This is a genomic window from Actinophytocola sp. (genome assembly GCF_036402745.1).
Taxonomy (GTDB): domain Bacteria; phylum Actinomycetota; class Actinomycetes; order Mycobacteriales; family Pseudonocardiaceae; genus Actinophytocola.
Map to the genome: position 1 here is coordinate 15,741 of NZ_DASWSJ010000351.1, position 14,116 is coordinate 29,856.

Genomic DNA, 14,116 nt, shown 5'->3' on the forward strand with positions numbered 1-14,116 from the left:
GGAGCCGAAGTGTCCACAGTGGAGTTACTGGACCGGGCCGACGTGACCGCGCGCACCCCGGCCGGCTCGCCGCGCGGGCGCCGCGCGCGGCTGCCCGACCTGCGCCGCTGGATCAGCCCGGTCGTGTTGATCGCGTTGTGGCAGCTGGCCAGCGGCAGCGGCCTGCTGCCGCCGGACAAGCTCAGCTCGCCCTGGACCGTGCTGCAGGCCGGTGTCGAGACCGCCCGCACCGGTGAGCTCGGCGCTGCGTTCGCGGTGTCCGTCGGCCGGGTCGGGCTCGGCTTCGCGTTCGGCGCGAGCGTCGCCCTGCTGCTCGGCATCGTCGCCGGCCTGTCCACCTGGGGCAACGTGCTGATCGACCCGCCGCTGCAGATGCTGCGCACGCTGCCGTTCCTCGGGCTGATCCCGCTGTTCATCCTCTGGTTCGGCATCGGCGAGGAACCCAAGATCATCCTGGTGGCGCTCGGCGTCGCGTTCCCGCTCTACCTCAACGTCCACTCCGGCATCCGCAACGTCGACGACCAGCTCGTCGAGGCCACCACCGCGCTCGGCTTCACCCGCTGGGAACGGCTGTGGCACGTGATCCTGCCGGCCGCCGTCCCGCAGACTCTCGTGGGGCTGCGCCAGTCGCTCGGCATCGCCTGGCTCGCGCTGATCGTCGGCGAGACCGTCAACGCCAACGCGGGCCTCGGCTACCTCATCAACAACGCCCGCGAGTTCCTGCGCACCGACGTGATCGTGGTCGGCCTCCTCGTCTACGCCGCGCTCGGGCTCGTCACCGACGCGCTCGTGCGGCTGCTGGAGAGGAGGGCGCTGCGATGGCGTCGGAGCTGACCGTCGAGGTCCGCGGGCTCACCAAGCGGTTCGGCGAGCGGACCGTGCTGTCGGGCCTGGACATCGACCTCGCCGCCGGCGAGTTCGTCGCGCTGCTCGGGCGCAGCGGCTCGGGCAAGTCCACGCTGCTGCGGATCCTCGCCGGGCTGGACACCGCGGTCGAGGGCACGGCGACCGTCAACGGCACCGTGTCGGTGGCGTTCCAGCAGCCGCGCCTGCTGCCGTGGCGCCGCGTGTGGCGCAACGTCGTGCTCGGGCTGCGCGGCCGCGGCACCGACCGCGAGCTCGCCGACCGCGCGCTGGCCGAGGTCCGGCTGGGCGACCTCGCCGATGCGTGGCCGCGCACGCTCTCCGGCGGCGAGGCGCAGCGCCTGTCGCTGGCCAGGGCGCTGGTCCGGGAGCCCGGCCTGCTGCTGCTCGACGAGCCGTTCGGCGCGCTCGACGCGCTCACCCGGCTGGCCATGCACGGGCTCGTCGAAGACCTCTGGCAGCGGCACCGGCCCGCGGTGCTGCTCGTGACCCACGACGTCGACGAGGCGTTGCTGCTCGCCGACCGGGTGCTGATCCTCGACGGCGGCGCGATCGTCGCCGAGCACCCGCTGACCCACCCGAGACCCCGGCGCCTCGCCGACCACATCGACGTGCGCGGCCGCGTGCTGACCGACCTGGGAGTGACCGAACATGCGCGTGCGTAACCTGATCGCGCTCACTGCGGTAGGCCTGGCTCTCGCCGGCTGCGGCACCGCGGCCGAGCCGGCCAAGGCGGCCGTGCCGGCCCCGGTGAGCGCCGGCGAGCTGGCCAAGGTGACGCTGAAGGTGGGCGACCAGAAGGGCGGCTCGAAGGCGCTGCTCACCGCCGCCGGCCTGCTCGACAACCTGCCGTACAAGATCGAGTGGGCCACCTTCCCCTCCGGCCCGCCGCTGCTCGAGGCCGTCTCCGCCGGCGGTGTCCACATCGGACGCGTCGGCAACACGCCGCCGATCTTCGCGGCCGCGGCCAAGGCCAAGATCGCCGCGGTGTCCAGCTCCAAGGGCAACGTCACGAGCGACGCGATCCTCGTGCCGGGCGACTCACCACTGCGCGACGTGCGGGACCTGCGGGGCAAGACCATCGGCGTGGCCAAGGGCAGCTCCGCGCACGGCCAGGTGCTCTACTCGCTGCGCGCCGCCGGTCTGTCTACAAAGGACGTGAAGCTGTCGTTCCTCCAGCCTGCCGACGCGTACGGCGCGTTCAACCAGCACCAGATCGACGCCTGGGCGACGTGGGACCCCTACACCTCGCAGACGTTGCTGGAGTCCCACGCGCGGGTGCTCGCCGACGGCTCCGGCACGGCCAACGGCTACACGTTCCTCGTGGCCGGCACCGACGCGCTCGGCGACGCGGGCGTCAACTCGGCGATCCGGGACTACGTCGTCCGGCACGCCAAGGCCGAGCGGTGGTCCGACACCCACCGCGAGCAGTGGGCCCAGGCCTGGGCCAAGGAGACGGGCCTGTCGATCGAGGTGGCCCGCGCGGCCGTGGCGGCCGGCCCGGACCTGCCCGTTCCGCTGGACGACACGGTGATCGGCTCCGAGCAGAAGCTGGCGGACGCGTTCACCGACGACGGCGTGTTGCCCGGCAAGGTCGACTTCGCCACGTTCGTCGACCGCCGCTATGTCAGCGACCTCACCAAGGGATGATCACATGACCGAGCGTGCGAGCGAATCAACCGACCCAGGCCGTCTCCGTCTCCACTGGTTCCTGCCCACCTCCGGCGACGGCCGCACGATCGTGGAACGCTTCCACGCCAACAAGTCCCTCGGCCCGGCCGCGGTCCGCCAGCCCGACATCGACTACCTCGCCCAGATCGCCCGCTCGGCCGAGCAGCTCGGCTTCGAGGGCGTGCTCACCCCGACCGGCACCTGGTGCGAGGACGCCTGGCTGACCACGGCCGCGCTGATCCGCGAGACCAGGACGCTCAAGTTCCTCGTCGCCTTCCGGCCGGGGGTGATCTCGCCGACGCTCGCGGCCCAGATGGCCGGCACCTACCAGCGGATCTCCGGCGGCCGGCTGCTGCTCAACGTCGTCACCGGCGGCGACGCGGTGGAGCAGCGCCGGTTCGGCGACTGGCACGACCACGACGCCCGGTACGCGCGCACCGACGAGTTCCTCTCGATCATCCGCGGCGTGTGGAGCGGCCGGCCGTTCGACTTCGCCGGCGACCACCTGAACGTCGAGGGGGCGACCACGCTCGCCGCGCCGGACCCGTTGCCCCGCATCTACTTCGGCGGCTCCTCGCCGGCCGCGCTGCCGGTCGCCGCCAAGCACGCCGACGTCTACCTGACCTGGGGCGAGCCGCCCGCGCAGGTGGCCGAGAAGATCCGCAAGGTGCGTGCGCTGGTCGGCGGACGGGAGATCCGCTTCGGCATCCGGCTGCACACGATCTCGCGCGACACCAGCGAGGAGGCGTGGGCCGAGGCGCGGAAGCTGCTCGACGCGCTCGACCCGGAGCAGGTCCGCCGGGCCCAGGAGCAGCTCGCCGCGAGCGAGTCGGTCGGCCAGCAGCGGATGGTCGCGCTGCACGGCGGCGCGCTGGACAAGGGCGTGCACGGGCTGGAGATCTACCCGAACCTGTGGGCGGGGGTGGGCCTGGTCCGCGGCGGCGCCGGCACCGCGCTCGTCGGCAGCCACGCCGAGGTGGCCGAGCGGATCGCCGAGTACCACGCGCTGGGCGTCGACGAGTTCGTCTTCTCCGGCTACCCGCACCTGGAGGAGGCGTACTGGTTCGGTGAGGGTGTCCGGCCGGAGCTGGACCGCCGCGGCCTGCTCACGGACACCCCGGCACAGGAGCGGGTTGCCATCTAACCCCACATGGGGGTATATCTGGGGGCATGCCGAAGGTCAACGTCTACCTCCCCGACGACCTCGCCGAGGCCGTCAAGGAGATCGGGGTGCCGGTCTCCGCCATCTGCCAGCGCGCGCTGGAGCAGTCCGTGAAGCGGCTGACCGCCATCCGCGCGGCGGTGGTGGGCGACCTGAGCGGGGCGGACCCGACGGTCGGGCTCACCCACTTCACCCAGCGTGCCAAGGATGTCGTCAAGCTCGCCGTCGCCAACGCCCGGGAGCGCGGGGCCGAGGAGATCGGCACCCGGGACCTGCTGGCGGGCATGATCACCGAGGGGCAGAACCTGGCGCTGTACGTGCTGCGCTCCATCGAGGTCGACCCGGCGACCGTGCTGCGTGAGCTCGGCCGGGTCGAGTCGCCGGACGAGGGCGGCCCGGGCACCCGGATGAGCCGCACGGCCGCGGTCGCGCTCGAGCTGAGCGTCGTCGAGGCGATCTCGCTGGGGCACAACTACGTCGGCTGCGAGCACCTGCTGATGGGGCTCGTCGCCGAGCCGGAGGGCACCGGCGGGCAGGTGCTGCGCGGGCTCGGCGTGGAGCTGCGCGGGGTCCGGCACGCGGTGGGCGCGGCGCTCGCCGGCTACCTGCAGGGCAAGCAGGCCGGGCCCGGCGCCGGCCCTGGCACCGGCCAGGGCGATCCGGCGGAGCTGGTGGCGGCCGTCGTTGAAAAGGCCGTGCGCAAGGCGCTGGCGCCGGTGCTGCGCCGGCTCGACGAGCTCGAGGAGCGGGTCACCGCTACTTCGTCCTGATCTCTGGGACGATCCGGCCGCCCACGCAGCGCAGCCGGACCTCGACCTCGCGGTCGCCGGAGCGGAACTTCACCGACGGGTGGTCGTCGATCCCGTCGTCCCCGGAGTCGACCTGAAAGCCCTGCGCGGGCGTCGATCCGACCACCTGGACCCCACCCGGCACGCAGCGCGCGAGCACCGTGCCGCCGTCGGAGGTCACCGGCGTGACCGGGGCGAGCGGCGGCGTGGTCGTGCGTGGCGGCGGGGTCGAGGACGTGGCCGGCGGCGGCGCGCTCGTGGTCGGGTGCGGGGTGGTCGTCTGGGCCAGCTGCTGGTCCACTTGGGACTGGCTGAGCGGTTGCTGGTCGGGACCGAAGATGTCCGCGCCGATCGCGCCGACCGCGAACATGCCGACGACCGTGGCCGCCGCGGCGGCGGCGAGCCACAGCACCACGCCGGTGGCGAAGCGCACGGATCGGGCACGGGTCACCCCGGCAGTATGCCCGCCGCGCTGGTTAACGGACTCCTAACGCAGCCCTAGCGGAGCTGGTGATCACGCTGATCCGACCGCGCGTGCCTTAGTGTTCGAGCACATGGCGCAGGTACTCGTCGTCGAGGACGACGCGACGATCCGCTCGTCGATCATCCGCGGGCTCACCGACCGCGGGCACGCCGTGGTGTCCGCGCCCACCGCGATGGCCGGGCTCGAGCAGGCCGTCAGCGCCCGGCCGGACGTGGTGATCCTCGACCTCGGGCTGCCCGACCTGGACGGCACGTCGATGCTGCGGATGCTGCGCGGGGTCAGCGACGTCCCGGTGATCGTGGCCACCGCGCGCGACGACGAGACCGAGATCGTCGCGGTGCTCGACGCGGGCGCGGACGACTACGTGGTCAAGCCGTTCGGCGTGGCCCAGCTCGACGCACGCATCCGGGCTGTGCTGCGCCGCGGTGCCGACGAGGAGCGGGTGGCCGCGGTCGAGGTCGGCGGGCTGCGGGTCGACCCGCGCTCGCGGGTGGCGTCGCTGGACGGCCGGGAGCTGGAGCTGACGCCGCGCGAGTTCGACCTGCTGCACTACCTCGCCGCGCGGGCGGGGGAGGTGGTCAGCAAGCGGGAGCTGCTCACCGAGGTGTGGCAGCTGCCCTACGGCGGCGCGGACAAGACCGTCGACGTGCACCTGTCGTGGCTGCGCCGCAAGCTCGGCGAGACCGCGCAGCAGGCCCGCTACCTGCACGCCGTGCGCGGGGTGGGCGTCCGGCTCGCGGCGCCGGGGGTCTGACCCGTGCGCCGCCGCGTCCTGCTCCTCGTCGCCGCCACCACGCTGCTCGTCCTGGTGGCGTTCCTGGTGCCGCTGGCGGTGCTGGTGAAGAACGTCGCCACGGACCGGGCCGTGCAGAACGCGACCGTGCAGGCGCAGGCGCTGACCTCGCTGGTCGCGACCACGCCGGCGGACGTGCTCGGTGTCACCGTGGCGCAGGTCGACGCCGCCACCGGCTACGACGTCACCGTGTTCCTCGCCGACGGCACCCGGCTCGGCACGCCCGTCCGGCGGACGCCGCTCGTCGAGCTCGCCTGGCGGGGGCGCAGCCAGTCCGCCGAGGTCACCGGCGGCCGCGAGATCGTGTTCGCGGTCGACGGGCCGTCCCGGGTGATCGGCGTGATCCGGACGTTCGTGCCCCAGGTCGAGCTGGCCCGCGGCGTCACCCGCGCGTGGTTGCTGCTCGCCGGGCTCGGGGTGGCGTTGCTCGTGGTCTCGCTCGTGGTGGCCGACCGGCTGGCGCGCCGGCTGGTTCGCTCGGCGATCGACCTCGCCGCGGTGTCCCACCGGCTCGGCCGCGGCGAGCTGTCCGCACGGGCGGACGTGTCCGCGCCGGAGGAGCTGGGCGTGATGGCCCGCGCGCTGAACGGCCTGGCGGGGCGGATCACCGACCTGCTGCGCGAGGAGCGGGAGACGATCGCGGACCTGTCGCACCGGGTGCGGACCCCGCTGACGACGCTGCGCATGGAGGCCGAGTCACTGTCCTCTTCGGACGCCGAGCGGATCGCGGCCGGCGTGGAGGCGGTGAACCGGGCGGTCACCGACGTGATCCAGCAGGCCCGCCGGCGCGGCGCGGAGCCGTCCGGTGTCGCCGTCTCCGTCGACGCCGCGGAGGTGGTGCGGGAGCGGGTGGCGTTCTGGTCGGTGCTCGCCGAGGACACCGACCGCGAGCTGACCGTCGACATAGGACCGGGTGCGCTGCCGGTGCCGCTGTCCAAGGTGGACCTGGAGGCGTGCGTGGACGCGTTGCTGGGCAACGTGTTCGCGCACACCCCGAACGGGACGGCGTTCGCCGTGCGGCTCACCGCCCGGCCCGGCGGCGCCACGCTGGTCGTCGCGGACGCGGGTCCCGGGCTGCCGGGGCCGGCCGTGCTGCGGCGCGGGGTGAGTGGGTCGGGGTCGAGCGGGCTGGGGCTCGACATCGTGCGGCGGGCGGCCGAGCAGACCGGCGGCGAGGTGCGGCTGGAGCCGGGTTCGCCCGGGCTGACGGTCTTCGTCGAGCTCGGTGCCTTAGGGGCGCGTTAACCGTCGGGCAGCGCGACGCTAGGCCCGGCCGCGACATCGTCATGGGGACCTTGGAACAGCTTCGAAGGGACTCATCATGAACAGAAGGACACTGGTCGTCGCCGCGGCAGCCGGGGCCATCGTGGTCTCCGGGGGCGCCGCGATCGCGCTGGCCGCCACCGGGGGCCCGCTCTCGGCCGGCGCGCAGCCGACCTCGACCTTCGACCCGACGTCGATCAGCGCCACGTCGGAGGACCGGCCGACGTCGACCCCGTCGGCCGCGCCCGGCCAGCTGAGCGCGGACGACGCGGGCCGGATCGCACAGGAGCGGCTCGGCGGCGGGACCGTGATCAACATCGAGCGCGAGCTGGAGCACGGCCGGACCGAGTGGAAGGTGGAGCTCACCAAGGACGGCGTGACCTACGACGTCCGGGTCGACGCCAGCACCGGTGACATCACCCGCATCGACCAGGGCAGCGGCCGCGGCGGCCGGACCGCCACGCCCACGGCCACGCACCTGCCCACCACCGCGCCAACCGCCACCCGCGACGACAACCCGCACCCGGACGACAACGGCGGCCTCCGCGGCGGCCACGGTTCCGACGACCCGCCCGGGGACGACCACGGTGGCCACGGCTCCGACGACCCGCCCGGGGACGACAAGGGCGGCGATCGTTGATCAGCTGCCGGGATTAACCTGGCTGGTTGTGCACCGAGGCATCACCGTGCGCCGCACCGACGCGATCCAGCTCGGCCGGCACGTCACGCAGCTCGAGGGCCTGTACCGGCGCTGCTTCACCGAGCCACCGTGGCGCGAGTCGGCCGAGCGGCTCGCCGGTTTCCCCCACCGGCTGACCGCCCACCTGGGCCGAGGCGGCTTCGACGGCCTCGTGGCGGTCGACGAGGGCCACCTCATCGGTGCGATCTATGGCTGGCCGGCCGGCCCGGAGCTGGCCGCCGGCTCTCAGTTCGACGACGCGCTGGCCGCCGCGGTTACCCCCGCGGTGGCCGGCCGTCTGGTTGCCCCGGCCCTGATCGTGGCGGAGCTGATGGTCCACCCGGCCCACCAGCGCCGCGGCATCGGCCGGTCCCTCCTGACCCGCTTCATCGCCGACTGGCCCTCGGCGTGGCTCTGCACCCACCCCGAGGCCCCGGCCGCGGGCATGTACCGCAGCGGCGGCTGGCACGAGGAAGCCACCTTCGCGGTGGACGACTACCCGATGGTCCTGTTCACCTGGCAGGCCCCGTTTTGACCCCGGGCCAGGCGTAGGGCTCCAGGGCGGCGTCGAGGGTGGCGGCGGTCAGCCGGTCGGCCAGGGTGGCCGACGACGAGCCGGCCGTGCGCCGCCGCGCCGCCCGGCTGTATATCCTCTACGGCGCCGGGCCCACCGGCGAGAGCCGCGTCCTCCCGACGATCTCGACCGCCCTGGCCGAGCACGGCCTCACCGGCGTCGCCCCGTGCGCTCGAAGCACGGCTCGGGCGTGCGGACGGTCCACAGTGGATAGTCCGGCCGCGACGAGGAGAGTGACACCGTGGACACCAAGGACGTCAAGGACGTCAACCGCAGGGTGATCGAGCAGTTCCGGGCCGGCGGCGAGATCGAGGGCATGCACCGGGACCGGCTGGTGCTGCTCACCACCACCGGCGCGCGGACCGGCCGCGAGCACACCACACCGATGATGTTCGTCGCGGACGGTGACCGGGTCCTGGTGCTCGCGTCCAACGCGGGCGCGCCGGCCGACCCGGACTGGTACCGCAACCTGGCCGCGCACCCGGACGTCACCGTCGAGATCGGCGACGAGCGCTACGCCGCCACCGCCACCACGCTCACCGGCGAGGAGCACGACCGGAAGTGGGGCGAGATCAAGGAGAAGTACCCGTTCTTCGCCGACCACGAGGTGAAGGCCGGCCGCACCATCCCGGTGGTGGCGCTGACCCGCGGGGCACTGGACCCGCGTCGCTAGACCTTGAACTCGGTGACCTTCGTCGGCGTGATGCGGACGACCACTCGCTCGACGTCCTCGGGTTCCGCCGGCGGGTCCTGGCCGACGTAGCGGTGTGAGAGCCGCAGGGACTGCACCCGCTCCGGGTCGGCGGTGACCGTCGCCGTGCCGCGGATGGTCACCGTGTCGTACGGGTCGGCCAGGTCGTACACCGTCAGGCTGACCCGGGGGTCCCGGACGATGTTGCGCACCTTGAGCCGCGCGGTCGTCGCCGAGAGCAGCACCGTGTCGCCGTCCCGCTCGAACCACACCACCGAGGACTGCGGGCCGCCGTCCGCGTTGATGGTGGCGAGAACGGCGAAGTTCTTGCCGTCCAACAGCTTTCGAGTGGCCTCGGAGAACGTGGTCGCCATGCCGCCACGGTACCGATCACGTCTCGGGGTGGTCCACCTGGTGGGACGGGGAACAACCGAGCGTCGCGTCGGCGGCGCCGGTGAGCAGCAGGCGTAGCCGGTCGGCGGGTAGGCCGCCGTTGTGGAAGAGGGTCGACTGGATCGCGCCGATCGCCGCGTGGACCAGGGCCCGCGACTCCTCGTCGGTGAGCTCCGGGCGGATCTCCTGCAGGAGGTGCACCCACTCCTCCAGGTACCGCCGCTGCTTGCGGCGCAGCCGCCGGTGGTCCTCCGCCGGCAGGTTGTGCACCTCGTGGTAGTAGACCTGCGCCAGCTCCCGGTCCGCGACGACGAACTCGACCTGGCCCGAGATCAGCTCGCGCAGCGCCACCGGCAGGTCGCCCACGGAGGCGACCGTGGCCTGCTCGTCGCGCAGCAGCCCGTCGATCACCCGGTCGAACAGCGCCACCAGCACCGCCGACTTGCTGCCGAAGTGCCGGTAGATGCCCGACCCGGTGATGCCCGCCGCCGCGCCGATGTCCGACATGGACACCGCGTGGAAACCGTTGCGGGCCAACAGGTCCGCCGCCGCGGCGAGGATCCGCCCCTTGCGTGCTGGATCCCTCGTCCTCGGCTCGGTCACGCTCACTCCGCTCGGTAGTGCCCCGCGTACCGCTCCCGCAGGACGTTCTTCTGAATCTTGCCGGTCGAGGTCTTCGGCAGCTCGTCGGCGATGATGACGGACTTCGGCGCCTTGTACGAGTCGATCAGCTTCTTGACCGACTCGATCAGCGCGGCCGGGTCGACTGACGCACCGGCCCGGGGGACGACGACCGCCGTGATCGCCTCGCTCCAGTGGTCGTGCGGCAGCCCCACGACCACCGCCTCCGCCACGTCCGGCGAGGCCGCGTAGACCGCCTTCTCCACCTCGATCGACGCGACGTTCTCGCCGCCGGTCTTGATCACGTCCTTGCCGCGGTCGCTGAACCAGAGGATGCCGTCGGAGTCGAAGTGCCCGATGTCGCCGGAGTGGAACCAGCCGTGCCGGAACGCCGCCTCCGTGGCCGCCGGGTCGTGCAGGTACTCCGTCATCGTGTGCGGTCCTCTGTAGACGATCTCGCCGGTCTCGCCGCCGGGTAGCAGCTCGCCGGCCTCGGACATGATGCCCACCGCGACGTTGGCCACCGGCGTGCCGACCGCGCCGTTGTGCGACAGCTGGTGCTCGGGCCGGAAGATCGTCGCGGTCGGGCTCATCTCCGTCTGTCCGAACAGGAGGTAGAAGTCGCAGCCGAACACCTCGAGGCAGCGCTCCAGCTGCGCCTGCGGCATCGGCGCCATCGCGTACAGCGCGCGCCGCAGGCTCGACAGGTCGGTGCGCGCGATGTCCGGATGGTCCAGCAGCTGCCGGTACATCATCGGCAGCCCGAAGATCTGGGTGATCCGCTCGCTCTCGATCAGCGCCAGCAGCCGGCCGGCGTCGAACCCGCGCTGCACGTAGATCGTCGCGCCGACCATGACCGCCGCGGTGCAGTGGCAGTTGAGCTGCGCGGTGTGGAACATCGGCATCATCGCGACGAACCGGTCGTCCTCGGTGAACCGCGCCTCGAGCGCCATCGTCATCGACTCGAGGTAGATCGCCGTGTGGTTGCCGACGACTCCCTTGGGGAACGACGTGGTGCCGCTGGTGTAGAGGTAGCTGATCGGGTCCCGGTCCGCGACGAGGTGCTCGGGCTCGGCATCGGACCCGGCCAGCTCGCCGAACGCCACGGCGCCGGCCGGCACCGACCCGGTGCCCGGCGCCACGAACACGTCCGTCACCGCGGGCACCTTCGCCACGGCGGGCGACACGGCGGCGAGCAGCTGGCTCTCCACCACGATGCCGCGCGCCCCCGAGTGGTCGAGCACGTAGGCCACCTCGTCGGCGCGCCAGCCCAGGTTCACCGGCACGCACACCACGCCGAGCTTGGCGCACGCGTAGTAGGTGACCAGGAACTCCACGCTGTTGCCCGACGCCAGCGCGAGCGCGTCGCCGCGGGCGTAGCCGCGCCCGGTCAGCGCGTTGGCCACCCGGTTCACCCACCCGTTGAGCTCGGCGTAGGTGAGCCGGCGCGCGCCGTCCACCACCGCGATGCCCGCCGGGTACCGCGCGGCCGTCCGGGTGAGACTGTCGCCGACGTTCACCCGGTGGATGAGGTTCGCCCGCAGTTCCGATGTGGACATTCAGACCAGCTCCTCCGCACGCACCGGGATCTTCGCGAGCTCGTGGCGTTGCAGCTTGCCGGTGGTGCTGCGGGGGAGCTCGTCGGCGGTCATGAACTGCACGTAGCGCGGCCGCTTGTAGCCGGCGAGCCGGTCGCGGCACCAGGCGACGACGTCGGCCGCGGAGAGCGTGGCGCCGGGCCGGCGGACGACGACCGCCTTCACCGTCTCGCCCCACCGCTCGTCCGGCACGCCGAACACGCAGGCCTCCTGCACGCCGTCGTGTGCGGCGATGGCCTGCTCGACCTCGGCCGGGTAGACGTTCTCCCCGCCGGTCTTGATGAGGTACTTCTTGCGGTCCACGAAGGACAGCGTGCCATCCTCGTGGCGCACCAGCAGGTCGCCGGTGTGCAGCCAGCCGCCGACGAACGCCTCCTCGGTGGCCGCGGGGTCGTCGAGGTACCCGGACATCACGCCGGGCCCGCGGACCACGCACTCGCCCGGCACGCCCACCGGCACCTCGTCGAGCCGACCGTCCACGAGCCGCACGTCCAGCAGCGGGCTCGGCGTCTTGCGCAGCGTCGGCGTGGCGCCGGGCCGGCAGATGCCGTGCGCCAGCAGGTAGCTCGTCTCGGTCTGGCCGAACGCGTCGTAGAAGTCGATGCCGCACGAGGTGGTCAGCTGCTCGACGACGTGCGGCATCATGTTGGCGTAGCCGATCGCGAACCGCAGCGAGGACAGGTCGTGCCGGCCGCGGTCCGGGTGGTGCAGGAAGTCGGTGATCACGCCGGGCAGCAGCAGTGTCCAGCTGAGCCGGTCGCGCTCGATCAGCCGGAACATCGTCGCCGCGTCGGCCTTGCGCAGCGTCGCGTACCGGCCGCCGGTGATCATCGTGGCGTACAGCGACTCGTCGCCGCCGCAGTGGAACAGCGGCAGCCAGCCGATGAACCCGTCGGCCGCGGTGAGCCCGAACCACTGCGCCAGCCGCAGCCCGCGCACGGCGGCCGCGCCGTGGCTGATCATCGCGCCCTTGGGCCGGCCGGTGGTGCCGCTGGTGTAGAGGACGTTGTGGATGTCCGACGCCTGGATCTGGACCTCGGGCGGGGGCGGTCCGTCGAGTGCCGCCAGGTCGGTGTCGAGGTCGAGCCAGTGCCGGACCGACGGCGCGCGGTCCCGGAAGCCGTCGACCAGGTGGCCGAGCTGTCCGGAGTGGAGCACCGCGACCGGCTTGCCGGACGCCACGCAGTAGGCCAGCTCGTCCGGGTGCAGCCGGATGTTCAGGGTGAGGACGGTGACGCCGAGCGAGGCGAGCGCGGCGTAGGCGGCGACGTACTCCGGGCGGGTCTCGGACAGCACCGCGACCCGGTCGCCCTGCCGGACGCCGAGCGCGTGCAGCCCGGCGGCCAGCCGCTCGGCCTCCTTGCCCAGCTCCGCGTAGGTCCAGCTGCCGTCCTCGGAGGTCACCGCCACCCGGTCGGCGTGGACGCGGAACGCCCGCCGGAACAGGTCGTGGACCGTGTACCCGGCGGCGACCGTGGCGGCGTTGCTCATGACGGTCCTCCTCCGACAGGCCAGTGCGCCGGCGATGTTACTCGCAGTTCACTAACTCGGACAGGCTCGCCGGTGGTCGCGGTGGGGGGCCGGTCCCGGGCGCGACCGGGCAGACTGGTCCGATCATGGACGGGGAACTGGAGCTGCGCGGCCACGGCTGGATCGTCGACCGCCTCGACACCGTGCGGTCGGGGGCCGGCGAGGTGCTGCTGGTCAGCCAGGACACGAACCGGTCGGTGCGGGTGTGGGATCCGGCGACAGGTGCGCCGGTCGCGGGGCCGGTGCCGGCCGAGCGCATCGCCGAGGACCTCGCCGGCCTGCGGCTCGGCGCGGCGGACCTGGCGGTGCTGGCCGGCGCGACGCTCGTGCCGGCGGCGGAGCGGTCGCCCGCGCGGCTCGTGCGGGTGAGCCAGAAGCAGGTGCGCGTGACGGACCTGACCACCGGCCGGGTCGAGAGCGTGCTCGCGCAGCCGCCGGACCCGCCGGGCCACATCGGCGACCAGATCCACGCGACGGTCGGCGTGCGGCTCGGCGACGGCACGGCCGGGTTCGCCGCGGTCCGCTGGGGCAGCGATGTCGAGGTGTGGTCGCCGGGGCGGCGCAAGTGGCGCAAGCGCGCGCTGACCAGCCGTGCGGGTGGTCCGCTCGCGGCCATGGACGGCACGCACGTGGCGGTGGTGGTCCCCCGCAAGGTCGAGGTGTACGACGCCGCCACCGGCGAGCTGGTGGCGGGGGTCCGGCTCGACGGGCGCGTCAACGCGCTCGCGGCGGTCCCGCTGGCGCGGCGGACGCTGCTGGCGGTGGCCTTCGACGGCCCGCCGGACGCGGTGGTGCAGCTCCTGGACCCCTACGCGGGCCGGCGGCAGCGGGAGCCGCTCACCCGGCACGGGCCGGCGTTCGGCGGCACGAGCCCGGGACTCGCGACCGTCCTGGCGGTCACGAGCGTGCCCGGTCCCGGGGGCACGGTGCGGATCGCGAGCGGGGGCAACGACGGGATGGTCCGCCTCTCGGCGCCGCTTGGCACGGCTCGTCCGCCTCCCCGGG

16 protein-coding genes are annotated in these 14,116 nt (G+C 73.3%); 11 read left to right on the top strand and 5 right to left on the bottom strand.

Going from position 1 to position 14,116, the window contains the following annotated elements:
- Positions 1–9: 9 nt before the first annotated feature.
- Genes VGD70_RS31680 through VGD70_RS31700 form a run of 5 tightly spaced genes read left to right on the top strand, consistent with a single transcriptional unit; the run spans position 10 to position 4,467 of the window.
- Complete coding sequence (locus tag VGD70_RS31680; protein ID WP_414638112.1) at positions 10–834, top strand: ABC transporter permease; 825 nt, start codon at positions 10–12, stop codon at positions 832–834.
- A complete protein-coding gene (locus VGD70_RS31685) occupies positions 819–1,529 on the top strand; it encodes an ABC transporter ATP-binding protein (RefSeq protein ID WP_331087884.1) in 711 nt (236 codons plus the stop codon). The genes VGD70_RS31680 and VGD70_RS31685 overlap by 16 nt, the downstream gene beginning before the upstream one ends.
- Complete coding sequence (locus VGD70_RS31690) at positions 1,516–2,514, top strand: ABC transporter substrate-binding protein (RefSeq protein WP_331087886.1); 999 nt, start codon at positions 1,516–1,518, stop codon at positions 2,512–2,514. Before VGD70_RS31685 ends, VGD70_RS31690 begins: the two co-directional genes overlap by 14 nt.
- 4 nt (positions 2,515–2,518) lie before the next feature.
- The gene (locus VGD70_RS31695) at positions 2,519–3,679 is read left to right on the top strand and encodes an LLM class flavin-dependent oxidoreductase (protein WP_331087888.1); all 1,161 of its coding nucleotides are present in this window, start codon (positions 2,519–2,521) and stop codon (positions 3,677–3,679) included.
- Between the two features lie 26 nt (positions 3,680–3,705).
- Positions 3,706–4,467: a Clp protease N-terminal domain-containing protein gene (locus VGD70_RS31700; protein WP_331087890.1), complete on the top strand. Its 762-nt coding sequence runs from the start codon at positions 3,706–3,708 to the stop codon at positions 4,465–4,467.
- On the opposite strand, the gene VGD70_RS31705 is transcribed toward VGD70_RS31700, so the two are convergent.
- Positions 4,454–4,936, bottom strand: coding sequence for a hypothetical protein (locus VGD70_RS31705; RefSeq protein ID WP_331087893.1), 483 nt, complete (start codon positions 4,934–4,936; stop codon positions 4,454–4,456). The two genes, VGD70_RS31700 and VGD70_RS31705, sit on opposite strands and share 14 nt — an antisense overlap.
- A 103-nt stretch (positions 4,937–5,039) precedes the next feature.
- On the opposite strand from VGD70_RS31705, the gene VGD70_RS31710 reads away from it, so the two are divergent.
- The 5 genes from VGD70_RS31710 to VGD70_RS31730 all read left to right on the top strand — a co-directional run bounded on the left by VGD70_RS31710 (position 5,040) and on the right by VGD70_RS31730 (position 8,951).
- A complete protein-coding gene (locus VGD70_RS31710; RefSeq protein WP_331087895.1) occupies positions 5,040–5,723 on the top strand; it encodes a response regulator transcription factor in 684 nt (227 codons plus the stop codon).
- Positions 5,724–5,726: 3 nt separating this feature from the next.
- Positions 5,727–7,007, top strand: a complete 1,281-nt coding sequence (locus VGD70_RS31715; protein WP_331087897.1) for a HAMP domain-containing sensor histidine kinase — start codon at positions 5,727–5,729, stop codon at positions 7,005–7,007.
- A 76-nt stretch (positions 7,008–7,083) separates the two neighbouring features.
- Entirely contained in the window at positions 7,084–7,665 is a 582-nt protein-coding gene (locus tag VGD70_RS31720) for a PepSY domain-containing protein (protein ID WP_331087899.1), read from the top strand.
- Between the two features lie 28 nt (positions 7,666–7,693).
- On the top strand, positions 7,694–8,239 hold the full coding sequence (locus VGD70_RS31725; RefSeq protein WP_331087901.1) for a GNAT family N-acetyltransferase: 546 nt from the start codon (positions 7,694–7,696) through the stop codon (positions 8,237–8,239).
- A gap of 280 nt (positions 8,240–8,519) precedes the next feature.
- A complete protein-coding gene (locus VGD70_RS31730) occupies positions 8,520–8,951 on the top strand; it encodes a nitroreductase/quinone reductase family protein (RefSeq protein ID WP_331087903.1) in 432 nt (143 codons plus the stop codon).
- Here VGD70_RS31730 and VGD70_RS31735 read toward each other — a convergent pair.
- Genes VGD70_RS31735 through VGD70_RS31750 form a run of 4 tightly spaced genes read right to left on the bottom strand, consistent with a single transcriptional unit; the run spans position 8,948 to position 13,072 of the window.
- Positions 8,948–9,343, bottom strand: a complete 396-nt coding sequence (locus VGD70_RS31735) for a PPOX class F420-dependent oxidoreductase (RefSeq protein ID WP_331087905.1) — start codon at positions 9,341–9,343, stop codon at positions 8,948–8,950. The genes VGD70_RS31730 and VGD70_RS31735 overlap by 4 nt on opposite strands.
- 16 nt (positions 9,344–9,359) lie before the next feature.
- Complete coding sequence (locus VGD70_RS31740; RefSeq protein ID WP_331087907.1) at positions 9,360–9,965, bottom strand: TetR/AcrR family transcriptional regulator; 606 nt, start codon at positions 9,963–9,965, stop codon at positions 9,360–9,362.
- 2 nt (positions 9,966–9,967) lie between these two features.
- A complete protein-coding gene (locus VGD70_RS31745; RefSeq protein ID WP_331087909.1) occupies positions 9,968–11,542 on the bottom strand; it encodes an AMP-binding protein in 1,575 nt (524 codons plus the stop codon).
- Entirely contained in the window at positions 11,543–13,072 is a 1,530-nt protein-coding gene (locus VGD70_RS31750; RefSeq protein ID WP_331087911.1) for a class I adenylate-forming enzyme family protein, read from the bottom strand.
- A gap of 125 nt (positions 13,073–13,197) precedes the next feature.
- Here VGD70_RS31750 and VGD70_RS31755 point away from each other — a divergent pair.
- A partial coding sequence (locus VGD70_RS31755; protein ID WP_331087913.1) for a hypothetical protein occupies positions 13,198–14,116 on the top strand: 919 nt, incomplete at its 3' end.